The following is a 19,200-nucleotide window of genomic DNA, read 5'->3' as shown; positions in this document are numbered from 1 at the left end:
TCAGCGCCTACGGCAAGACGCGGCGCTATCTGAAGCATGAGATCGATAACCCGATCCGCTTTCCGGGCCAGTATTTCGATGCTGAATCGGGTCTGCACTACAACCGTTTCCGGTATTACGATCCGCAAAGCGGCAGATTCATATCGCTTGACCCAATTGGGTTGAGAGGCGGGATGAATGCCTACGCTTACGTCAAAAACCCCATTACTTGGACTGACCCGTTGGGGCTACAGGCACTGGGTCCCGTGCTACTTGGAATGGGCAATCTCTATCGTGCGGATATATCGCCGCCGATGCCAACTCTCTCAAGAAACGCACCGTTGGAAGGAATCTTTGGAGATACCTCTAATCTCGCGTTTCCCTCTCCAGAACTACCAGGAGAGTGGGTCGGTGTTAACGTGCCGTGGAGTATGCCAATCATCAAGCAGTACTGTGCGAAGGGCTATTTTGGTGACTCGCCGTTATCGATGACAGATAACTCCGGTAAGCAGTGTAAACGAAATCAGGATTTTCAAACTCAAAGCTTCGTTCCCGAAGGTTGGACAGATCATCGCAAATTCACCTGTACAGAGTGGGTTCCATATGACTCATCTATTTAAACATCCTCTATTCTTGCTAACGGTGGCTATCATTGTTATCTGCTTGATTTCCGCCCTAGGACCAACTTCAAACCGGGAAACATACGATGGAAAACTGAGGAAGTGTGTCGATATGTGCAATGATTCGAATCGCTTCGGTCGACTGGTTGAACCTAAGCCTGCCTCCCCAAAATACACAATAGCGGACTATCAATGTCAATGTTATTGATGCGTAATCGGCGCTGTTTATTGGCGGAAACGTATATTGCAATATGACTGTTAATTTTAAGGCGGACGTGTTTTCGGTTTTTGTGCTAGCCATATTGGTCGGGATATTTTCATCTTGAATTGTCTATGAGTGTCAGTTCTGATGAAGATGGATTCAGGCCAGCCTTCAGCACAGATGCGAGAAAAATCAGTAGATTGGCAGCTGCAGGCGCGTCGTTTGAGTTTGATCCCTACCTCTGATGTTTCTTTGTAGGGCGAGTGGATTGTGAAATAAATTGTAAGCGAGCGAAATATCCAGGTCAGCGATTCCGTCTCGGTGGATGATGATTTTCGAGGGCTCGTGGTATGTGATTTTTATAATCGAAAAGCTGTAGAGGGTTGTGAAAATTTGCTTGCAGAAAATGGGGCGGTCGAGGGAATTTCACCGGCTAACGTGATCGTCCCTTAGCTTCGATTTTATATGAAAAACCTAAAAATCTAGAGTTGTTGCAGTGGCATGATGGTGTATTTCAGATGTTTGAAATTGATTGTCTGTGTGGTGGGCTGGTAGGTATGCGTGTGGAGTTGTACGCGAGTGATTCACGCCGCTCGCGAGATAAGTATTATATAGAATTTTTGAATATTAATGATTTAAATTGTACCGTGGATTTTTTCGAACTAGAGAATAATAAGGGGGTGGGCAATATTAGTAATGCTTATGCGAAGAGGATAAAGAACGGAGGGGAGGTGAAATTTTTATGTATCTAACAGATGGAATTGTTAGTTTTACGTTTAAGGATGTGCGTATTAGCCCGCAATAAGTATCTTACGATTTGGGAGTTCACCAAATGACAACGCCAGCCGCAACACTCGGAACATCAACCACCCACGGTGGCGCAGTGGTGACTGCCGCCCGCTGTGTCACGATAGGCGGCATTCCGGCAGCCCGTGTCGGCGACATGGTGACGTGCCCCATGCGTGGCCCTGCTGTTATCACGAGCGGTGGCCTCGGTACGATTGATGGCTGCAGGATCGCGCACCACGGCAGCAGCACGTCGTGTGGAGCAACACCTGTCGTTACTGGCGGCGGCCCAACTGTCTGAGCCTGGGTGCGCGGCTACGGACGCAATTTTCATGAAGACGGAAAAGATAGCCTGCAGCATCCGGCATCTGGTGGATGACAGCATCGAGCGTTACGTCGGGCAATGTAGGCGCATGCCTTATGCGCTTGTATTACGTCCCGATCAGGCACGTGAACTTGCAGCGCAGACCTGGACGGTCCCGTTGCCACCTGCGGGAGTGCATTTGCGCAGTACGCCGCTGTGGGGCAAACCCAGCACTGCTGGATGAGCGCGGTCGCGTGTTCGAGCTATATCACAAGCGATGACGCCGCAAGCACCATCGCCGCTTACATTGTGGCGAAATTTCCATGGTTCCGCGTCCCTTGATGCGGGAGGCATCGGGGGCGGTTGGGCAGGAGGCGCAATCGCATCTCAGCAATATTCAATGTGTATGAAGGACAGCGCTGAAAGTGGAATTCGGCGAATCATTAAAATTCTGCAAGTAAAATAGATAAATACATAAGCATCTGCTTTCAATTGATTGAAGATCTTTTGATGTGGATAAAAATATTTTCTAGCGAGAAATTTAACCATGATTGGTAATGTATTTTTCTACAAGAGTCCGGTTCGCGATTTTTTTTCTTCTATGAAAATGTATGAGGCAAAATCTGCAATCGAGGCGATTTTTGTTTCTTCTCAGGTGGGGTTCGCTCGGCGAGAAGGTGTCCTTGGAGTTTTGCATGGCAACCACGTCAAAATGGCCTATATGTATTCAAGCAGATTAAATTCATGGCATTCTGTTTTTGTTGGAAGCCTGATTTCTGATGATGCTGGGACGCGTTTGACTGGTTTTTATAGAAAATCGCAGATTATAAAAATTGCAAGTGCAATAATTTTTATTATTTTTTCCGTTATTTTTATGCTAACTCTGATTCCTGTGTTGTTTAATCCAATATCAAGTTCAAGTCTCTTTCTTTTTGGGGAGATGCTAGTTTTTCTGCTGATGTATGCGATTGTTAGAGCTGGAGCGAATGCCTCAAAAGAGGATGAGAAAAGAATTGATGCTGCTATCGAGGCCGCACTTATGTGCAAAATCCGAATATCTTATAAATAACAACATTTGTTACCTGCGATGGATCTCGGCGTTTAGGTGAAATCACATTGAGTGCCGGTTTAGTAGGATGGGACTACCACAGGAAATATAGACAATACTTCCAGGCGGGGACGCCTCGGGAGCCCTTTGCTATAAGAGACTCCAGGGTGATTCGCCAAAAATTGGCGCGAAATGTCTAAATTGACGTTTGATACTTTTAAATAGGAAAGGCTTATGTCAGCCTCAGCCGCAACCCTCGGAACACCAACCACTCACGGCGGCGCAGTCGCAACCGCCGCAACATGCGTCACGATCGGCGGCATCCCCGCCGCCCGCGTCGGCGACATGGTGACCTGCCCGCTACACGGTCTTGTCGTTATCACGAGCGGCGGCCTCGGCACCATCGACGGCCGCAACATCGCGCATCACGGCAGCAGCACGTCGTGTAGCGCGACGCTCATCGTCTCTGCCGGTGGACCAACGGTGTAGGCGCTCCGAAGATCGTTCCGCCTTATCCATTAATGCAGAAATGAGCCGTCCACGCTTCCATCATCGTGCGGCGCTGTTGAAGAGGGTTTGTGCGGTGACAGCCCGCTTCAACCCTGTTCGCGACGGTAGGGGCAAGCGCCCCGCTCGGCAAGGTCGCGGGCGTAGCCGTTTTTGCTCATCAAGTCGCGCAGCGGTGGAATCTGTTGAGCCGGATTGCCGCCAGCGAGTTACGCGAGGGCAGAAAAGACAAAAGGGTTACGCGCGAAAACGCTGTAACCCTTTGGTTTGATTGGTTGCGGGGACAGGATTTGAACCTGTGACCTTCGGGTTATGAGCCCGACGAGCTGCCAGACTGCTCCACCCCGCGTCCGTCAGAGAAAGCTATTATGAGGGCTGAGATTGAAGCTGTCAACAGAAAATAACGAAAAGCCTTCCGGGCGATTGCAGATAGTTTGCGCGCGCTGCTTCAGTGGACCGCGAGCGGACCGACGCGGACCGGCGAAAGGGCGCGTTCAGATAACTCCAGGTGCCTTCAGCCACATCCGGCGCGTCAAACCGCCAGGCTAGAATCAGGGCTCAATTCCCTCAGCCTGACTCGCCCAATATGGACATCGCCCACGATCTGCAAACGGTGACCGCGCAAGAGCGCGCGCTCGTGTTTCCCCGCTTCGACGCCGATCGCGCCTGGCAACTCGGCGCTCATCTGCGCGAGCTGGCGGTGGCGCGTTCGCATGCCGTCGCCATCGACGTGCGCACCTTCGGCCACACGCTGTTTTTCTGCGCGCTCGCCGGCACCTCGCCCGACAACGCCGACTGGGTGCGCCGCAAGTCGCGCGTCGTCGATCACTTCCGTCGCAGCTCGTACGCGATCGGCCTGCGCATGCAGCAGGCGGGCACGACGCTCGCCGAGAAACACGGTCTGCCGCTTTCCGAATACGCGACGCACGGCGGCGCGTTTCCGCTCACCGTCGACGGCGTGGGCGTGATCGGCTCGGTCACTGTCTCGGGGCTGCCGCAGCGCAAGGACCACGAACTCGTCGTCGAGGCGCTGTGCGCGCAGCTTGGGGCGGACTACAGCCAGCTCGCGCTCGCCAGGGTCTGACGCGATGCGCTCCTCTCCCTGGGTCCTGCTCGCCATCGCCATCGTCGCCGAAGTCATCGCCACGTCCGCGCTGCGCGCCTCGAATGGCTTTTCGCGGCTCGTGCCGTCGGCGGTCGTGGTGGTGGGCTATGGCGTGTCGTTCTACTGTCTCTCGCTGACGCTCAAGAGCCTGCCCGTGGGCATCGTCTATGCGGTGTGGTCCGGCGTCGGCATCGTGCTGATCACGCTCGTCGCGATGCTGTTCTTCAAGCAGGTGCCCGATCTGCCCGCGCTGCTCGGTCTCGGTCTGATCGTGGCCGGCGTGCTCGTGCTCAATCTGTTTTCGAAGATGCAGGCGCACTGATCGCCATGCCACGCGCCGCTCAGACCTCGGGCGGCACGATGCGAATGCCACATCCCGCCACGGTCGCGCGGCTCGTCTCGCCGTCGAGCGTGGCGGCGTCCTCCCAGACGCTGATCGCGCGCGCCACGTCGATGCCGTGCTGCTGTGCGTAGCTGAACCAGCGGTTCGCCGCCTGCGGTTCGGGTATCTCGTGGTCGTCCACGAAGTATCGGCCGTTCAGATGCGGTGCCATGTCGTGTCTGCTTGTCGGTTTGCGTGCTTGCGAAAGTGAAAGGGTGCGAGCGGCAAAGCGCGCCCTCACCACGGATTGTTGGCGATTTTCGCACGCGCGCGGTGCACGTAGATGTCGAATCCGCAGCGCCGCGAGTAACATGAAGCGCTCTTCCGTTTTCCGCCGGAGCGGGTTTTCTTCTGCAAAATCGTCGAGCGGGGCCGCTTATGGATATCCGATTCCCCGGCGACGCGCCAGTCTGGCGCGACGCCAATCTCACCGTGGTGTTTCCCGCGCTGGTCGACGGCGCGCGCGTGCCGTGCGCGATTTCCGTCGAGGCGCTCGAGGATCACTTCGGCGCGAACGCCGCCGTCCGCGAAGCCTGGATGGAGGCGTTCGACGCGGGCCGCCCGCGCATCGAAGCCGTGGCGCGCGCGCATCTCGAACTGAGCAACGGCACGCCGGTGCTGCTCAAGAGCGGGCATTTTCCGCCGGGCAGTTTGCTGTCGTGAATCCGTTCTGCGGGAGTCCTGACTAGTTTCGCGCGCAGGAGGATCGGGCCGATGGGCCTCACCGAACCGAAAGTTCGCCGCGCCGCCGCGCAGCGTCTCGAACTGCGCGAACGGATCCTCGACGCTTCGCGCCGCATCGTGTTGCGCGAGGGCCTGGCCGCGCTGTCGATGCGCAAGATCGCCGATGCCATCGGCTATTCTCCCGCGTCGCTCTATCTGCACTTCGCGAATCGCGACGATATCGTCCGCGCGCTGGGCCGCGAAGGCCACGCGCAGCTGCTCGCGCATCTCGCGCCGCTAGCGCGCATCGACGATCCGCGCGCGCGACTTCAGGCGCTCGCGCACGGCTACGTCAGTTATGGTTGCGAGCATCCGCAGGCGTACCGGCTGATGTTCAGCGAGGCGGAAGCGGCGGCGACGGACGCGGATCTCCCCAGCGAGCGCGCGACGTCGTTGTTTGCGCCGACGCTGCAGACGCTGGCGGATGCGCAGCAACGTCGTATCGATTCCGCTTCACTCGCGTGCGCGCTGCAGGCGATGCTGCACGGCGTGGTTGCGCTGGCGTCGCGCGATCCAGCGTTTGCGAGCGACGCGCGGCGCAGGCAAACCGTCGACGCCGCGCTCGATGCGTGGTTCGGTCCGTGCGAGGCGGAACAGCAGTACGATCGCGCCGGCGCCGCCGCGCCTGCCCGCAAGCCGACGAAAACCAGTGCGACGTGATAGCCTCGCGAGGCGCTGCCGCGAGTCCCGAGTCCTGAATTCCGGTGTCGGCGCGCGTCATTTCATCGTGCTTTCCGTTGCCGATCACCATGTCCCAGTCCAGCTCGTCGTCCAGCCGTGTTTCCGTCGATAACGAACAGCACGTGCGCACGCACGTCGCGAACCGCATCGGCTATATCGAACTCGATCGCCCGCAGGCGCTCAACGCATTGTCGACCGCGATGGTCGACGCCATGCAGGACGCGCTCGACCGCTGGCGCGACGCCCCCGACGTGCTCGCAGTCGTCGTGCGCACGCCGCATCCGCGTGCGTTCTGCGCGGGCGGCGACATCCGTTTTCTCTACGAGTCATTTCGCGCGGGCGATCAGGCCGCGCTCGACACGTTCTTCATCGACGAATATCGCCTCGATCACGCAATCTTCAGCTATCCGAAGCCGTATATCGCCTTGCTCAATGGCGTCGTGATGGGCGGCGGCATGGGGATTTCGCAGGGCGCGCATCGCACGGGCGGGCTGCGTCTCGTCGGCGCGACGACGCGCATGGCCATGCCCGAAACGCGCATCGGCCTCTTTCCCGACGTCGGCATGGGCTGGCTGCTCGCGCGCACGCCGGGCGCGCTCGGCCGCTACCTTGCCGTGACGGGCGAAACGATCGACGCGGCCAGCGCGCTCTACGCCGGGCTCGCCGACCTCTTTCTCGACGAATCCGCGTGGCCCGCGCTGCTCGATACCTTGCAGACCGAGACGTTCGTGACGGGCGCCGACGTGGTCGAGCGCATCCGGCGCGCGGCGTTGCCTGCGCAAGAGGCGCAGCGGCGGGCGTCGGAGTCGGCGCTGGCGATTGCGCGTGCGTGGATCGACCGGCATTTCTCGCAGCCGGATGTGGGCGCGATCCTCGCCTCGCTCGACGCTGCGAGGCAGGCGGGGAAGGGCTCGGAAAGCGAGTGGGCCGAACAGACGATCGGCGTGTTGCGCGAGCGTTCGCCGTTATCGATGGCGGTCTCGCTGGAGGCGGTGTCGCGCGCCGAAGGATCGATGGCCGACGTGCTGCGCCGCGATCTCGATCTCACGCGTTCGAGCTTTGCGCGCGGCGACGTGATGGAAGGCATCCGCGCGCGCATCATCGACAAGGACAATCGCCCGAACTGGCGCTTCGCGCGCGTGGAAGACGTGCGGGCCGAGGACGTGAACGCGATGTTCGAGAGTCCGTGGAGCTTGACGGACCATCCGTTGCGCGCGTTGCCGGATTGAGTCCGGCGAGCCGGCGGAGCGGCCAAGGCAGGTAACAAAGGTAACAAAGGCCGCGAGACAAGCGAGCGGCGCGCGAGGCGCCGCATACGGCCGCGAGGCTCAGTCCTCGTCGGTTTCGCTCATGAAGGCGCGCATGAAGACGAGCGCGCCCCATCCCCAGACGGCATTCGACGCAAAGCCCGTGGCGAGGCGCGGCAGCATGTTGCCGCTCGGCCAGATGCCGCGCAGCGGATCGATCGCGAACACCATGGCGGCCGTGAGCACGATGCCGCCGAACACGAACGCCTGCACCCAGGGCGCGGGCCGCGACGGCGACACGCGCAGCAGCCACGCCATCAGGATCGCCCAGCACGCGCTGAAAATCGCGTTGACGAGAAACTCGGGCAGGCCGAGCGGGGCGAATGGCTCGGTCGAGAAACCGGTAATGTCGACGACCTGTGCCGCGTGCAGCAGCGCCAGCGTGGCTTCGCGAAAGAACAGCGACGCGAGAAAGCCGGAAACGAACGGCAAAATCAGTTTTTGCATGTGAACGGGCGAGAGTGGCTGAGCCGCGTCAGGCGCGCGTAAGGGGCGCCACACGGCTTGATTCTTGATCGCGCCATTATATCGGCGCGCGCTGCGCGACCGTATGCCGCGTACGCTAAAGCGTCGCGTAAAGCACGAAAGTGGAAAAACTAAGCTCAAAAAAATCGTTCGCAACCCCAGGGCCGATCCCTAGACTGAGTCCCCATGTAGACGGCGCGGCCGTCGTAATCCCTTTCGACTCACGTCTCGAACGATTAGCAGGAGCTTCGCATGAATGTGTTCTGGTTCATCCCGACCCACGGTGACAGCCGCTATCTGGGCACCACCGAAGGCGCACGCGCAACGGATCTCGCTTACTTCCAGCAGGTCGCGGTCGCCGCCGACTCGCTCGGTTACGAAGGCGTGCTGCTGCCGACGGGACGTTCGTGCGAAGACGCGTGGGTCGTGGCATCGAGCCTGATCGCGGCCACGCGGCGCCTGAAGTTTCTCGTCGCCGTACGCCCGGGTCTGTCGTCGCCGGGTCTGGCCGCGCGCATGGCCGCCACGTTCGACCGGCTGTCGAACGGGCGCCTCCTGATCAACGTGGTGACGGGCGGCGACACGGCCGAACTCGAAGGCGATGGCGTGTTCGTCGATCACGACACGCGCTACGAGATCACCGACGAATATCTGCACATCTGGCGCAAGCTGCTGGCCGCTTCGCATACCAACGAGGCGATCGATTTCGAGGGCAAGCATCTGCAATCGAAGGGCGGCAAGGCGCTCTATCCGCCGGTCCAGCATCCGCATCCGCCGCTGTGGTTCGGCGGTTCGTCGCCGGCTGCGCACGAGATCGCCGGCGAGCACATCGACACGTATCTGACGTGGGGCGAGCCGCCCGAGGCGGTCGCGAAGAAGATCGCCGACATTCGCGAGCGCGCAGCGCAGAAGGGCCGCAAGATCCGCTTCGGGATTCGTCTGCACGTGATCGTGCGCGAGACCGAAGAGGAAGCGTGGGCGGCCGCCGACAAACTCATCAGCCATCTCGACGACGAGACCGTTGCGCGCGCGCAGGCTGCGTTCGGCCGGATGGATTCGGAAGGGCAGCGCCGCATGGCCGCGCTGCATGGCGGCAAGCGCGGTTCGCGCGAGGATCTCGAGGTCTATCCGAATCTGTGGGCGGGCGTGGGCCTCGTGCGTGGCGGTGCGGGCACGGCGCTGGTCGGCAATCCGGAACAGGTGGCGGCGCGCATGAAGGAGTACGCGGATCTCGGCATCGAGACCTTCATTCTTTCGGGGTATCCGCATCTTGAGGAATCCTACCGCTTTGCCGAGCTGGTGTTCCCGCTGCTGCCGGGACGTCAGGCGAAGCAGTCGGACGGTCCGCTGTCGGGTCCGTTCGGCGAAGTGGTCGGCAATCACTATCTGCCGAAAGCCAGCCAGAGCTAAGGCCGTTTTCCGCGCATTCACCAGCTTCAATCGCGTTGCGGCGCGATGCAACAAGGAGAACGTTCCGATGACTCAATCCGCTGCAAGCGCAACGGTGACCGCGAGCGTCGCGCCGCGCGGCGCGCGCGCCAATACCGCGCTGCTGCGCAAAGTGTTTGCGCGACTCGCGCCGTGGCTGCTGCCGCTCGCGATCCTCGCGGCCTGGGAACTGGCCGCGCGTGTCGGCGTGCTGTCGACGCGCGTGCTGCCCGAGCCGCTCGCGGTCGTGAAGGCCGCGTGGTCGCTGATCCAGTCGGGCGAAATGCTGCAGGACGTGCGCGTGAGTACGTGGCGCGCGGTCTCGGGTTTCGCGATCGGCGGCGGCATCGGTCTCGCGCTCGGACTCGCCACGGGCCTGTTCAAGCCAGTCGAAATCGCGCTCGATTCGACCATCCAGATGATCCGCAACATTCCCGCGCTGGCGATGATTCCGCTCGTGATCCTCTGGTTCGGCATCGAAGAGGAAGCGAAGGTGTTTCTCGTCGCGCTAGGCGTGTTCTTTCCGGTCTACGTGAACACGTTTCACGGCATCCGCTCGGTCGACCAGAACCTCGTGGAGATGGCGCGCAGTTATGGCCTCAAGGGTTTCGCGCTCTATCGCGAAGTGATCCTGCCGGGCGCGCTGCCTTCGATTCTCGTCGGCGTGCGCTTCGCGCTCGGGCTGATGTGGGTCACGCTGATCGTCGCCGAAACCATTTCCGCGCAGTCGGGCATCGGCTACATGACGATGAATGCGCGTGAGTTCCTGCAAACCGATGTGGTGGTGGTCGGCATTCTGCTGTACGCGGCGCTCGGCAAACTCGCCGACTGGCTCGCCAAGTGGCTCGAGCGCGTGGCGCTGCGCTGGCACCCCGCCTATCAACGAGGAAGCGACGCATGAACGCAAGTACCTTGACGTCCGGTCTGAGCGGCATCGCCGGCCGCGATCTCGAAGCGGAGATTGAACAGCCGCGCGTACAGGCGCGCGAGGCGAACGAAGCGGCGCATGAATTCGCGCATGAATTCGCGCATGACTTCGCGCATGACTTCGCGCGTGAAGCGACGGTGACGGCGCGCACGCAGGCGCAGCCTCAGGATGCGTCGGTCGAACTGCGCGGCGTGGGCAAGCGCTACGGCGATCGCGTGGTGCTCGACGATTTCAATCTCTCCATCGAGCGCGGCAGTTTCGTCGCGATCGTGGGCCGCAGCGGCTGCGGCAAGTCCACGCTGCTGCGTCTCGTGGCCGGACTGGAGCAGCCGGATGCGGGCGAGCTGACGCGTCGCGGCGAAGCGGGCGCGGCGCTCGATACGCGCATCATGTTTCAGGACGCGCGTCTGCTGCCGTGGAAAACGGTGCTGCAGAACGTGATGCTGGGCCTCGGACGCGGTGCACGCGACGACGCCCGCGCCGTGCTCGACGAAGTGGGTCTGCTCGCGCGCGCCGACGAATGGCCGGCACGTTTGTCGGGCGGCCAGCGTCAGCGTGTGGCGCTGGCGCGTGCGCTGGTGCATCGCCCGAGCTTGCTGCTGCTCGACGAACCGCTGGGCGCACTCGACGCGCTCACGCGTATCGAAATGCATGCGCTGATCGAGCGTCTGTGGCGCGAGCATCGCTTCACGGCGTTGCTGGTCACGCACGACGTGCACGAAGCCGTTGCGCTCGGCGATCGCATTCTGCTGGTCGAGCAGGGGCGTATCGCGCTCGATCAGAACGTCCCGCTCGAACGTCCGCGTGCCCGCGCCGATGCGCGCTTCGCGGCGCTCGAAGAAAGCGTGTTGCAGCGTGTGCTCGGCAGCACGCCGGGCGCGGCGGCGCAGCTGCCGCAGGCGAACGCGCGACCGCACGGACTGCATCCGACCGACGTGCGCTGGGCGCTGTGAAGCCTTTGGACCCTGTGGACCCTTTGAACCGGCTGAATCTGTCGAATCGTTTGAACCTCAATCACCCGTTATTTCAGAACGAACTTTTGGAGTCGAATTCATGAGCATCTCCGCCATCAACGTGCGCAACCAGTTCCGCGGCAAAGTGAAGGAAATCATTCGCGGACCCGTGGTGTCCGAAGTCGACGTCGACACGCCGTTCGGCGTGGTGACCTCGGTGATCACGACGCGCTCGATCGACGAGCTCGACCTCAAGGTGGGCTCGGAAGTGGTCGCGCTGGTGAAGTCGACCGAGGTGTCGATCGCGCGTCTTTGAGCGCGACGTGATCACTTCGGTGATCACCGCAGTTGTCGCTTGTGTGTGATCGTTCCGGGTAACTCGCGCGGGCATTCGTTTGTCCGCGTGGGCGCGAGCGTCGCGGGGCCTGGCCGGAGTGGAAGTGCTAGCATGGACCAGCCAGCCACGACAGCCACGAGGGAGAACGATCATGGAGCCGAAGGGCATCGACATGGGCGACTACGAGGAACGCTACAACGGCTACGACATCGAAGTGGCCGTCGAGCAGATCCTCACGGGCGTGAAGGCGCACTATCGCGTGCTCAAGGACGGCGCCGTGCGCAAGGACTGGGAACTCGTCCACATCGAGCGGCTCTGGCCGACCGAGCACGCCGCCGCCGAAGCGGGCTTTGCCGCCGCGCGCGCCTGGATCGACAGCGGGGCAGCGGCGTAAGCGACGTATGCGTCGCCGCGCTGCAGCCGAGACCGCGCACATCAACGAATCTTTCCGCTTGCCCTGATGCGCAAACGCGCAAAAAAATGCCGCGCCCGCAAAACGGGCACGGCCGAGTAAAAGCAGAGGCCAGCCAGCAACGCGAGCGCAACTGGGGAGAGGGCCTTGCCTTCGATCAGATTACAAAGTACCAAATCACGCGCGCGTTGTATATAGACGGATATTTCGAATCGTTACTATCGGGTAATTGCTGCCGATAGGGCGTTCTTTCGCTGACAGCGGGATTCCTGCTCTGCGTGCTCCCATGTCGCACAGCGACTAAGATGAGCGGATCGGAGGGAGGGCCGCTCATGTGCACGAACTACGCCGCTGCGCGCCGCGATCGACTGTTTCGGCATTTCGGCGTCGAGCCGCCCGATAGCCCGTGGCGCGACGACATCTACAAGGACTACGCCGCGCCGATCATCCGCAGGATCGACGGCGCGACGCAAGCCAGTCTTGCGACCTTCGGCATGGTGCCGCGCAGGCACATTCCGCCCGGCGTGCGCGTGTTCGACACGATGAATGCGCGGGCGGAATCGGTCGGCGAAAAGCGTTCGTTCAGCGGCGCGTGGAAGCGCCAGCAACTGTGTCTCGTGCCGTGCGAGGCGTTCTTCGAGCCGAATTACGAGAGCGGCAAGGCGGTGCGCTGGCGCATCGCGCTTGCGTCGGGCGAGCCGTTCGCGATTGCGGGGCTCTGGCGTGAGTGGGAGGACGCGCCGGAGGAGGGCGAGATGCCGCGTCGCGCGTATTCGTTCACGATGCTCACGGTGAACGCCGATTCGCATCCGCTGATGAGCCGCTTTCACAAGCCGGGCGACGAGAAGCGCTCAGTCGTGATTGTGCCGCCGCAGCAATACGAGAACTGGCTGGCTAGCCACTCGACCGACGAGGCGCGTTCGTTTTTTACGCTCTATCCGGCGCAACCGATGATCGCCGAGCCGTTTCCCGCGCCACCGCGCGCCGCGAAATCGCGCGAAGCCGAAGCGGACATTCCTTCTCTAGAACCCGGTTTCGGCGACGCGGCGTCAAACTGATGCCGTTGCGTTTGCGCGGATCGCGGGCCGAAGGCGTCGCAGCATTTTCAATCCGCGCCATGACGTCTCGCCGGTTTTGCTTCGCATCACGAACAAAACGGCGTGGGCCGTGCTGGAGACCGCGCGCCGGAACGCCTTGAGATCCTTGTGCGCGATCGACGGCAACTGCTCGCCATGCAGCATCGAGAACAGCGTGAACTGCTGGCCGATGGCGTGCAGCTGGCGCTTGCGACCTTCGGCGCGGCGTTGCGTCGAACTGGGCGTGTCGGCTGCGACGGCGGGCGGCGCGTTCGTCGAGGCGTTGGCGCGCGGCGTGCGCTTGGGCACGGAGGCGCCGACGGCATTGTTGTCGTGCTGCCGATACTTGATGTGCGGTTTGTCGACGTGTGTGATCGTGCCAAACGAGGCGACCACCATCGCGAGCCACCAGTCGTGCATGACGATGCCGGCCGGAAACGGCGTGGCCAGTTCGATGGCCGCGCGATTGAGCAGCATCGAGCAGCCGGGAATATGGTTGCTCAACAGAAAATCGCGCAGGCGCGAGGCGTCGCGCGATTTGCCGTTCTGGTCGAAGTACGACTTCGAAATGCGCGACAAGGTGTGATCGACGACTTCGATGTCGCAATACGCGAGCATCGGCAGCGCGTGGCCGCGTTGCGATTCCTGGGCGCGAAGAGTGCGCACCATGTCCTCGATCTTGTCGGCGGACCAGACGTCGTCCTGATCGGCGAGCGCGATATAGGCGCCTTCGCAGCCCGCGACGGCGCGGCCGAAATTGCCGACGATGCCCACGCGTTCGCCGGTCGAGACGATGCGGATGGTCAGCGCGCCGCGCCAGTTGCGCAGCACGTCGAGCGTGTCGTCGGTGGAGCCGTCATCGGAAACGACGAGCTCGAGACGCGGCCACGTCTGCGATTCGATCGAAGCGAGCAACTCGGGCAGGTAGCGAGAGCCGTTGTAGGTGGCGAGTGCGATGGACACAAGCGGAATACTATCGGACGCCACCATGCCGGATGACGTCATCCCCGTCGAACTTTGCATTGGTCTTGAATATGGACGAAAAAAAACCGCATCGAACGATGCGGTTTTTTTTGAATTCTTTGGGGTGGCTGATGGGACTCGAACCCACGACGACAGGAATCACAATCCTGGACTCTACCAACTGAGCTACAGCCACCACTGTTACTGCGTTTTTACTGCTTGCTTGTTAGCGCTGCTTCGTGAGCGGCGTCAATCAAGAAGCAAGATTATAGACATGCCCTAACGGGCTTGTCTAGCCCCTTTATTCAAATATTTTCAGAAGAAAGTTCGGCGTCGGCGTCGAGCGGGGCGCGCAGATGCGCACGCGCCTCTTCGAAGATCGCGAGATCGCCTTTCTGCAGCTTGCGGCTGTCCGACAAAACACGGCGCCAGCCGCGCGCGCCCGCTTCGCCGCGATAGAGGCCCAGTGCGTGACGCACGATCGCGCCGAGATACGTGCCGCGCTTCAATTCCGCCGCGCAATACTCGATGAGCTTCGCCTCGACCTCGTCGCGCGTGAGTGCCGGCGTGCTCGCGCCGTAGAAGCGCGCATCGACGTCCGCGAGCACATAGGGATTGTGATAAGCCTCGCGGCCGAGCATCACGCCGTCGACGTGCTCGAGATGCGTCGCCACTTCGTCGAGCGTCTTGATGCCGCCGTTGATAATGATTTCGAGATTCGGGAAATCGCGTTTCAGGCGATAGGCGTAGTCGTACTTGAGTGGCGGGATTTCGCGATTTTCCTTCGGGCTGAGCCCTTTGAGGATCGCATTGCGCGCGTGGACGATGAACACGTCGCAGCCTGCGTCCGCGATCGTGCCGACGAAGTCGCGCACGAATGCGTAGTCCTCGACCGCGTCCACGCCGATGCGGTGCTTGACCGTCACCGGCACCGACACCACGTCGCGCATCGCTTTCACGCAGTCGGCCACGAGTTGCGGCTCGTTCATCAGGCACGCGCCGAACGCGCCGCGCTGCACGCGCTCCGACGGGCAGCCGCAGTTCAGGTTGATTTCGTCGTAACCCCATTGCTCGCCGAGTTTCGCCGCACGCGCGAGGTCGTCCGGCTCGCTGCCGCCGAGCTGCAGCGCGACGGGCGCTTCGGCGGGCGTGAAGGCGAGGTGGCGCGGCACGTCGCCGTGGAGCAGGGCGCCGGTCGTCACCATCTCCGTATACAGCCACGTGTCCCGGGAAATGAATCGATGCAGCGAGCGACAGTGGCGGTCAGTCCAGTCCATCATCGGCGCGACGGAGACGCGGCGGGGGCTGGCAATACGGGTGGCGGACATGGCAGATGGGTGCGCGACGAGGCGCGGCAGGCGTGAATCAACCTTCTATTTTATCGCATGACGGGAAGTGCGCTGACGGCGATTTTGCGGTGCGGCACGCGAAGCTCCGGCAGAAAAATCAGGGCCGCAATGAAGGTTTTCTGTCATATCGCCAGCAAACCGCCATCAAACTGTCCGAATGGAAGCGTTTCCATCTTGCCCTTTTACCGAAAGACCCTTCGCGCGTTATGTAATCCCGTCGCCAAATGCTGCGTCGCAGAAAAAAGTTTGGGACGTCTTTTTAGGGTCTGTTCGTCGCTCAGCCAAGCCTGGTTTGGCTCACAGCATTGTTTCTGGAAGCGGAATAGTCAATTCGGTTTATCGCGATTATTTTCCGATAGTAGGTGTATACACTGAGTCTCACTGACGCAGCTCATGGGTCTGACCTCCCAGGCGCGGCGCCATTCCCGAACCGCAATTGAACCTGATTTGGAGTCCACCATGAAGACCAAACTGATCGCAGCGCTGCTGGTCGCAGCTTCCGCTTCTGTTGCCGCTCCGGCGTTCGCCAGCGGCTACGGCCCGGCACCTTTCTATCGTCCGAACGTCGGCGCACCGGCTTCGCAGCAAGGCCAGAGCGCGCAGACGGTTGCGGCCGAGCGCGCACAGCAGCAAGGCGTTGACGCGGCCTACGGCGGCGTGACCGGCTCGGCTTCGCAGTCGGGCGCGCACGGCTCGCAGTCGTCGCAAGCGCAATAAGTGGTGTCCGGCGGCCAGGCTTCGCGCCTCGGCCGCTCTGCACCGGCCGCCCGTCTGACGGGCGGCATGAACGCCGGGTGTCTTCACGACGCCCGGCGTTCTGCTTTTCGGGCGTCTGAAAGGCCTCGTCAGGAGGCCGCGCGCACGCGCTGGTCGATTGCTTCGCGGATGCGGTCGAAGGCGGCGTCGAACGCGTTGTCCTGAGTGGGGAAGCGGCCGGACGCGACGCCGTCGACGGGCACGTCGGCGTGGTTGTCGTCGGTGAGACTGTGGATCTTCTGGGTCGTGACGAGAAAGCCCACGTTGTGATCGCCGTCCACGCCGGCGGTCATGTCGAAGCCCATGTATTCGTAGCTGCGCTGGTTTTCCATGCCGTGTTCTCCTCGGACGCACGCGACGATTCTGGCACGTCTGCGCCATTCGGGCGTGCGGCGGGGCAAATACCGAAGCCGATGCCGCAATCGATGCCGCAACACATGCGGCAGCAGGCGCGCGGCGTGCGGACGCGCTCGCGCCGGTCTCGTTGCGCGCTGTACTAACATGAATCGCGAGGTGAGCGCGCCTGGCGGCTTCGGGCGCGACGTGGTCGGATCGACTCGACTGTCTTCGTCCGGTTTCGACTCGCTAACCAGGAGGTGAACAATGCAGAAACGCTTCGTGCTTCTCGCTGCGCTGGCTTTGCCGGCCATGCTGGCATCGGTATCGACGTTCGCGCAGCAGCCACCGCCCCGTCCGGGCCCGAACGAGTATCACGGCGGGCCGCCGCCCGACCGTCCGCCGCCCGATGCGCCGCCGCATGCGTGGCGCAAGGGCGATCGTCTGCCGCCCGAGTATCGCGATCGTCAATATGTGATCGACGACTGGCAGCAGTATCGTCTCAAGCCGCCGCCGCGCGGTTATCACTGGGTCGGCGTGAGCGGCCAGTATTATCTGGTGCGCAATTCGAGCTGGGCCGTGGAGCGCGTCGGGCCTTAAGCGGACCCGTCTTCGCGACAACCTGCGCGACCCGTGCGACCCGCGCGATCCGAGCCGGACCGGTTTTACCGGCTCCGGCTTTTTCGTTTTGACACTTCCACGGTTTCGACGGTTTCGACGGCTTCGACTTTGCCCCGCGCGAATTCAGCGCTTCCTGAAAAATTTCGGCCGGCGTGATAGCGTCGGCGTTCTCCCGCAACCTGATGATGGAAACGCTTCGATGGAATACCGCACACTCGGCGATACGAACGTCAAGGTCAGCCTGATCGGCCTCGGCACGATGACATGGGGCGAACAGAATACGGAACAGGACGCCCACGAACAGATCGACTACGCGCTCGACCAGGGCGTCACGCTGATCGACGCCGCGGAGATGTATCCGGTGCCGCCGCGCCCCGAAACGCAAGGGCAGACCGAGCGCTTCATCGGCACGTGGCTTGCCCGCAATGGCGCGCGCCGCGACCAGTTCGTGCTCGCGACCAAGATGACGGGTCCGGCGCGCCAGCCGCACAATCCGCGTCATATCCGTGGCGAAAGCAACCAGTTCGACCGCAAGAATCTGACCGAGGCGCTCGACGGCAGCCTCAAGCGCCTGCAGACCGATTACGTCGATCTGTATCAGCTGCACTGGCCCGACCGCAGCACGATGACGTTCGGCCGCAGCAACTATCCGTGGATTGACGACGCCTACACGGTGCCGATCGAGGAAACGCTCGCGGTGCTCGCCGATTTCGTGAAGGCGGGCAAGGTGCGCCATATCGGCGTGTCGAACGAGACGCCCTGGGGAGTCGCCCAGTTCCTGCGCGCCGCCGAGAAGCTCGGTCTGCCGCGCATCGTCAGCATCCAGAATCCGTATAGCCTCGTGAATCGCACGTTCGAGCTCGGGCTGTCCGAGTTCACGCATCACGAGGGCATCGGCCTGCTCGCGTATTCGCCGCTCGCGTTCGGCTGGCTTTCGGGCAAGTACGAGGGCGGGGCGCGGCCCGAGGGTGCGCGCATCACGAAGTTCGAGCGCTTCCAGCGCTACAGCAAACCGCAGGCGATCGCGGCGACTTCGCGTTACGTCGCGCTCGCGAAGGAGCACGGTCTGTCGCCCGCGCAGTTCGCGCTCGCGTTCGTCAACAGCCGCCCGTTCGTGACGAGCAACCTGATCGGCGCGACGTCGATGGCGCAGCTCAAGGAGAACATCGCGAGCGTCGATGTGAAGCTCTCGGCGGACGTGCTCGCGCAGATCGACGCGCTGCACGAACTGCAGCCGAATCCGGCGCCTTGATCGCGCGCTGATTGAAGTTGAGCGAAGCTGACTGAGGTACACCGAAGCACACCGAAGGCGGAGCAGGCTTCCTGCCGTGTCAGCCCGCCGCCCGCGCGCACGACGGCTCGCGAATCGCCCAACGTCGGACATTGGCGATTCGCGAGTCATGCACTACGATGCTGCGCACACCCGCCGCGCTCCGAAAGCGCGCTTGCAGGGTCCGCCCGGGGCCGGAATCGCACGATCCGCCCCGAGCCGGTTTCCACGGTTGTCCCCTGTTTCGCATTCCATTCGCCCTTCGCGGAGTTACACCATTATGACCAGCGCATCCGACGCGCCTTCGCCCCGTCCGCCGCAACTGCCGTCCTCGGCGCCTGGCTGGGGCTGGCCCGTTTTTCTTCTGCTGGCGGTCGCCGGGCTGTTCTATGTGAAGTGGTTTCCGTATTACCACCGCGCGTTCACGGCCGAGGCCACGCACTCGATCGGCAAGTCGATCCTGACGGGCGGCGCGGCCAGTGCACCGGTACCGTCGCTCGCCGCCGCGCTCGACTACGCTTTGGCCTATGGCAAGGCGATCTGGCAGGCGATGGTGCTCGGTCTGCTGCTCGGCTCGGGCGTGCAGGCGCTGCTGCCGGGGCAGTGGGTCGCGCGCGTGCTCGGCCGGCGCGGCTTCGGCAGCGTCGCGGCGGGCGGTCTGC

Annotated in this window: 25 protein-coding genes, 2 tRNA genes and 1 pseudogene; 21 read left to right on the top strand and 7 right to left on the bottom strand. The window is 62.0% G+C overall.

Translation table 11 applies throughout. From position 1 onward, the window contains the following. The 5 genes from G3N97_RS25150 to G3N97_RS25130 form a co-directional block, all read left to right on the top strand. Positions 1–599: RHS repeat-associated core domain-containing protein (locus tag G3N97_RS25150; RefSeq protein ID WP_205995746.1), on the top strand; the 599-nt coding region annotated here is incomplete at its 5' end. A 1,034-nt stretch (positions 600–1,633) separates the two neighbouring features. After that, a complete protein-coding gene (locus tag G3N97_RS25145; RefSeq protein ID WP_205995745.1) occupies positions 1,634–1,888 on the top strand; it encodes a PAAR domain-containing protein in 255 nt (84 codons plus the stop codon). Positions 1,889–1,919: 31 nt separating this feature from the next. Next, complete coding sequence (locus tag G3N97_RS25140; protein ID WP_205995743.1) at positions 1,920–2,135, top strand: hypothetical protein; 216 nt, start codon at positions 1,920–1,922, stop codon at positions 2,133–2,135. A gap of 303 nt (positions 2,136–2,438) precedes the next feature. Continuing rightward, positions 2,439–2,960 (top strand): hypothetical protein, encoded by a 522-nt coding sequence (locus G3N97_RS25135; protein WP_205995741.1) that lies wholly within the window; start codon positions 2,439–2,441, stop codon positions 2,958–2,960. Positions 2,961–3,173: 213 nt separating this feature from the next. Then, positions 3,174–3,428: a PAAR domain-containing protein gene (locus G3N97_RS25130; RefSeq protein WP_205995739.1), complete on the top strand. Its 255-nt coding sequence runs from the start codon at positions 3,174–3,176 to the stop codon at positions 3,426–3,428. A 290-nt stretch (positions 3,429–3,718) separates the two neighbouring features. Here the strand turns inward: G3N97_RS25130 and G3N97_RS25125 are convergent. Then, positions 3,719–3,795, bottom strand: a tRNA-Met gene (locus G3N97_RS25125). 237 nt (positions 3,796–4,032) lie between these two features. Between G3N97_RS25125 and G3N97_RS25120 the strand changes: the two genes are divergently transcribed. Further along, positions 4,033–4,530, top strand: coding sequence for a heme-degrading domain-containing protein (locus G3N97_RS25120; RefSeq protein WP_205995738.1), 498 nt, complete (start codon positions 4,033–4,035; stop codon positions 4,528–4,530). Between the two features lie 4 nt (positions 4,531–4,534). Then, entirely contained in the window at positions 4,535–4,873 is a 339-nt protein-coding gene (locus G3N97_RS25115; RefSeq protein ID WP_065063249.1) for a multidrug efflux SMR transporter, read from the top strand. A 19-nt stretch (positions 4,874–4,892) separates the two neighbouring features. On the opposite strand, the gene G3N97_RS25110 is transcribed toward G3N97_RS25115, so the two are convergent. Next, positions 4,893–5,105 (bottom strand): hypothetical protein, encoded by a 213-nt coding sequence (locus G3N97_RS25110; RefSeq protein ID WP_065063251.1) that lies wholly within the window; start codon positions 5,103–5,105, stop codon positions 4,893–4,895. A 206-nt stretch (positions 5,106–5,311) separates the two neighbouring features. Here G3N97_RS25110 and G3N97_RS25105 point away from each other — a divergent pair, with 206 nt between their 5' ends. From G3N97_RS25105 to G3N97_RS25095, 3 genes are all read left to right on the top strand, one after another. Beyond that, positions 5,312–5,596 (top strand): DUF1488 domain-containing protein, encoded by a 285-nt coding sequence (locus G3N97_RS25105; protein WP_065063253.1) that lies wholly within the window; start codon positions 5,312–5,314, stop codon positions 5,594–5,596. 51 nt (positions 5,597–5,647) lie between these two features. Next, on the top strand, positions 5,648–6,316 hold the full coding sequence (locus G3N97_RS25100) for a TetR/AcrR family transcriptional regulator (RefSeq protein WP_205995737.1): 669 nt from the start codon (positions 5,648–5,650) through the stop codon (positions 6,314–6,316). Between the two features lie 89 nt (positions 6,317–6,405). Next, positions 6,406–7,566 (top strand): enoyl-CoA hydratase/isomerase family protein, encoded by a 1,161-nt coding sequence (locus G3N97_RS25095; protein WP_205995736.1) that lies wholly within the window; start codon positions 6,406–6,408, stop codon positions 7,564–7,566. A 99-nt stretch (positions 7,567–7,665) separates the two neighbouring features. Here the strand turns inward: G3N97_RS25095 and G3N97_RS25090 are convergent, their stop codons facing one another. After that, entirely contained in the window at positions 7,666–8,091 is a 426-nt protein-coding gene (locus G3N97_RS25090; RefSeq protein WP_065063257.1) for a hypothetical protein, read from the bottom strand. Between the two features lie 270 nt (positions 8,092–8,361). Here G3N97_RS25090 and ssuD point away from each other — a divergent pair, with 270 nt between their 5' ends. The 6 genes from ssuD to G3N97_RS25060 all read left to right on the top strand — a co-directional run bounded on the left by ssuD (position 8,362) and on the right by G3N97_RS25060 (position 13,225). Beyond that, complete coding sequence (gene ssuD, locus G3N97_RS25085) at positions 8,362–9,519, top strand: FMNH2-dependent alkanesulfonate monooxygenase (RefSeq protein WP_205995735.1); 1,158 nt, start codon at positions 8,362–8,364, stop codon at positions 9,517–9,519. Positions 9,520–9,586: 67 nt separating this feature from the next. Continuing rightward, entirely contained in the window at positions 9,587–10,438 is an 852-nt protein-coding gene (gene ssuC / locus G3N97_RS25080) for an aliphatic sulfonate ABC transporter permease SsuC (protein ID WP_205995734.1), read from the top strand. Beyond that, on the top strand, positions 10,435–11,418 hold the full coding sequence (locus G3N97_RS25075) for an ATP-binding cassette domain-containing protein (protein ID WP_205995733.1): 984 nt from the start codon (positions 10,435–10,437) through the stop codon (positions 11,416–11,418). Before ssuC ends, G3N97_RS25075 begins: the two co-directional genes overlap by 4 nt. 100 nt (positions 11,419–11,518) lie before the next feature. Next, positions 11,519–11,734, top strand: coding sequence for a molybdopterin-binding protein (locus tag G3N97_RS25070; RefSeq protein ID WP_028229590.1), 216 nt, complete (start codon positions 11,519–11,521; stop codon positions 11,732–11,734). A gap of 172 nt (positions 11,735–11,906) precedes the next feature. Then, positions 11,907–12,149, top strand: a complete 243-nt coding sequence (locus tag G3N97_RS25065; protein ID WP_065063265.1) for a hypothetical protein — start codon at positions 11,907–11,909, stop codon at positions 12,147–12,149. A gap of 350 nt (positions 12,150–12,499) precedes the next feature. Next, positions 12,500–13,225 carry an SOS response-associated peptidase family protein gene (locus G3N97_RS25060; RefSeq protein ID WP_205995732.1) on the top strand — a complete coding sequence of 242 codons (726 nt, stop codon included), beginning with the start codon at positions 12,500–12,502 and terminating at the stop codon, positions 13,223–13,225. Here the strand turns inward: G3N97_RS25060 and G3N97_RS25055 are convergent. The 3 genes from G3N97_RS25055 to dusA all read right to left on the bottom strand — a co-directional run bounded on the left by G3N97_RS25055 (position 13,217) and on the right by dusA (position 15,534). Continuing rightward, a complete protein-coding gene (locus G3N97_RS25055; protein ID WP_205995730.1) occupies positions 13,217–14,206 on the bottom strand; it encodes a glycosyltransferase family 2 protein in 990 nt (329 codons plus the stop codon). The genes G3N97_RS25060 and G3N97_RS25055 overlap by 9 nt on opposite strands. Before the next feature lie 120 nt (positions 14,207–14,326). After that, positions 14,327–14,402 (bottom strand) — tRNA-His (locus G3N97_RS25050). A gap of 109 nt (positions 14,403–14,511) precedes the next feature. Beyond that, complete coding sequence (dusA, locus tag G3N97_RS25045) at positions 14,512–15,534, bottom strand: tRNA dihydrouridine(20/20a) synthase DusA (RefSeq protein ID WP_205995728.1); 1,023 nt, start codon at positions 15,532–15,534, stop codon at positions 14,512–14,514. Positions 15,535–15,566: 32 nt separating this feature from the next. On the opposite strand from dusA, the gene G3N97_RS25040 reads away from it, so the two are divergent. Then, positions 15,567–15,767 carry a hypothetical protein gene (locus tag G3N97_RS25040; RefSeq protein ID WP_205995726.1) on the top strand — a complete coding sequence of 67 codons (201 nt, stop codon included), beginning with the start codon at positions 15,567–15,569 and terminating at the stop codon, positions 15,765–15,767. Between the two features lie 247 nt (positions 15,768–16,014). After that, positions 16,015–16,272, top strand: a complete 258-nt coding sequence (locus G3N97_RS25035) for a hypothetical protein (protein ID WP_065060106.1) — start codon at positions 16,015–16,017, stop codon at positions 16,270–16,272. Positions 16,273–16,400: 128 nt separating this feature from the next. On the opposite strand, the gene G3N97_RS25030 is transcribed toward G3N97_RS25035, so the two are convergent. Continuing rightward, positions 16,401–16,643, bottom strand: coding sequence for a hypothetical protein (locus G3N97_RS25030; protein WP_205995724.1), 243 nt, complete (start codon positions 16,641–16,643; stop codon positions 16,401–16,403). A gap of 271 nt (positions 16,644–16,914) precedes the next feature. Between G3N97_RS25030 and G3N97_RS25025 the strand changes: the two genes are divergently transcribed. The 3 genes and pseudogenes from G3N97_RS25025 to G3N97_RS25015 form a co-directional block, all read left to right on the top strand. Beyond that, positions 16,915–17,247, top strand: coding sequence for an RcnB family protein (locus tag G3N97_RS25025; RefSeq protein ID WP_205995722.1), 333 nt, complete (start codon positions 16,915–16,917; stop codon positions 17,245–17,247). A 220-nt stretch (positions 17,248–17,467) separates the two neighbouring features. Beyond that, positions 17,468–18,520: an NADP(H)-dependent aldo-keto reductase gene (locus tag G3N97_RS25020; RefSeq protein WP_205995720.1), complete on the top strand. Its 1,053-nt coding sequence runs from the start codon at positions 17,468–17,470 to the stop codon at positions 18,518–18,520. A 298-nt stretch (positions 18,521–18,818) separates the two neighbouring features. Continuing rightward, a pseudogene (locus tag G3N97_RS25015) lies at positions 18,819–19,200 on the top strand (permease); the annotation flags it as partial.

This window comes from Paraburkholderia sp. Ac-20347 (assembly GCF_017104805.1).
Taxonomy (GTDB): Bacteria; Pseudomonadota; Gammaproteobacteria; order Burkholderiales; family Burkholderiaceae; genus Paraburkholderia; species Paraburkholderia tropica.
The sequence above is the reverse complement of the archived record's forward strand: the minus strand, read 5'-3'. Positions and strand labels throughout refer to the sequence as shown.

Bases quoted from the DNA above. Each gene is read 5' to 3' on its own strand.
- G3N97_RS25095 (WP_205995736.1), top strand. From the start codon at position 6,406: ATGTCCCAGTCCAGCTCGTCGTCCAGCCGTGTTTCCGTCGATAACGAA.
- G3N97_RS25070 (WP_028229590.1), top strand. From the start codon at position 11,519: ATGAGCATCTCCGCCATCAACGTGCGCAACCAGTTCCGCGGCAAAGTG.
- G3N97_RS25090 (WP_065063257.1), bottom strand. From the start codon at position 8,091: ATGCAAAAACTGATTTTGCCGTTCGTTTCCGGCTTTCTCGCGTCGCTG.
- G3N97_RS25020 (WP_205995720.1), top strand. From the start codon at position 17,468: ATGGAATACCGCACACTCGGCGATACGAACGTCAAGGTCAGCCTGATC.
- G3N97_RS25145 (WP_205995745.1), top strand. From the start codon at position 1,634: ATGACAACGCCAGCCGCAACACTCGGAACATCAACCACCCACGGTGGC.
- ssuD (WP_205995735.1), top strand. From the start codon at position 8,362: ATGAATGTGTTCTGGTTCATCCCGACCCACGGTGACAGCCGCTATCTG.
- G3N97_RS25065 (WP_065063265.1), top strand. From the start codon at position 11,907: ATGGAGCCGAAGGGCATCGACATGGGCGACTACGAGGAACGCTACAAC.
- G3N97_RS25135 (WP_205995741.1), top strand. From the start codon at position 2,439: ATGATTGGTAATGTATTTTTCTACAAGAGTCCGGTTCGCGATTTTTTT.
- G3N97_RS25130 (WP_205995739.1), top strand. From the start codon at position 3,174: ATGTCAGCCTCAGCCGCAACCCTCGGAACACCAACCACTCACGGCGGC.
- G3N97_RS25035 (WP_065060106.1), top strand. From the start codon at position 16,015: ATGAAGACCAAACTGATCGCAGCGCTGCTGGTCGCAGCTTCCGCTTCT.
- G3N97_RS25030 (WP_205995724.1), bottom strand. From the start codon at position 16,643: ATGGAAAACCAGCGCAGCTACGAATACATGGGCTTCGACATGACCGCC.
- G3N97_RS25105 (WP_065063253.1), top strand. From the start codon at position 5,312: ATGGATATCCGATTCCCCGGCGACGCGCCAGTCTGGCGCGACGCCAAT.
- G3N97_RS25120 (WP_205995738.1), top strand. From the start codon at position 4,033: ATGGACATCGCCCACGATCTGCAAACGGTGACCGCGCAAGAGCGCGCG.
- G3N97_RS25110 (WP_065063251.1), bottom strand. From the start codon at position 5,105: ATGGCACCGCATCTGAACGGCCGATACTTCGTGGACGACCACGAGATA.
- G3N97_RS25025 (WP_205995722.1), top strand. From the start codon at position 16,915: ATGCAGAAACGCTTCGTGCTTCTCGCTGCGCTGGCTTTGCCGGCCATG.
- G3N97_RS25140 (WP_205995743.1), top strand. From the start codon at position 1,920: ATGAAGACGGAAAAGATAGCCTGCAGCATCCGGCATCTGGTGGATGAC.
- dusA (WP_205995728.1), bottom strand. From the start codon at position 15,534: ATGTCCGCCACCCGTATTGCCAGCCCCCGCCGCGTCTCCGTCGCGCCG.
- G3N97_RS25115 (WP_065063249.1), top strand. From the start codon at position 4,535: ATGCGCTCCTCTCCCTGGGTCCTGCTCGCCATCGCCATCGTCGCCGAA.
- G3N97_RS25075 (WP_205995733.1), top strand. From the start codon at position 10,435: ATGAACGCAAGTACCTTGACGTCCGGTCTGAGCGGCATCGCCGGCCGC.
- ssuC (WP_205995734.1), top strand. From the start codon at position 9,587: ATGACTCAATCCGCTGCAAGCGCAACGGTGACCGCGAGCGTCGCGCCG.
- G3N97_RS25100 (WP_205995737.1), top strand. From the start codon at position 5,648: ATGGGCCTCACCGAACCGAAAGTTCGCCGCGCCGCCGCGCAGCGTCTC.
- G3N97_RS25060 (WP_205995732.1), top strand. From the start codon at position 12,500: ATGTGCACGAACTACGCCGCTGCGCGCCGCGATCGACTGTTTCGGCAT.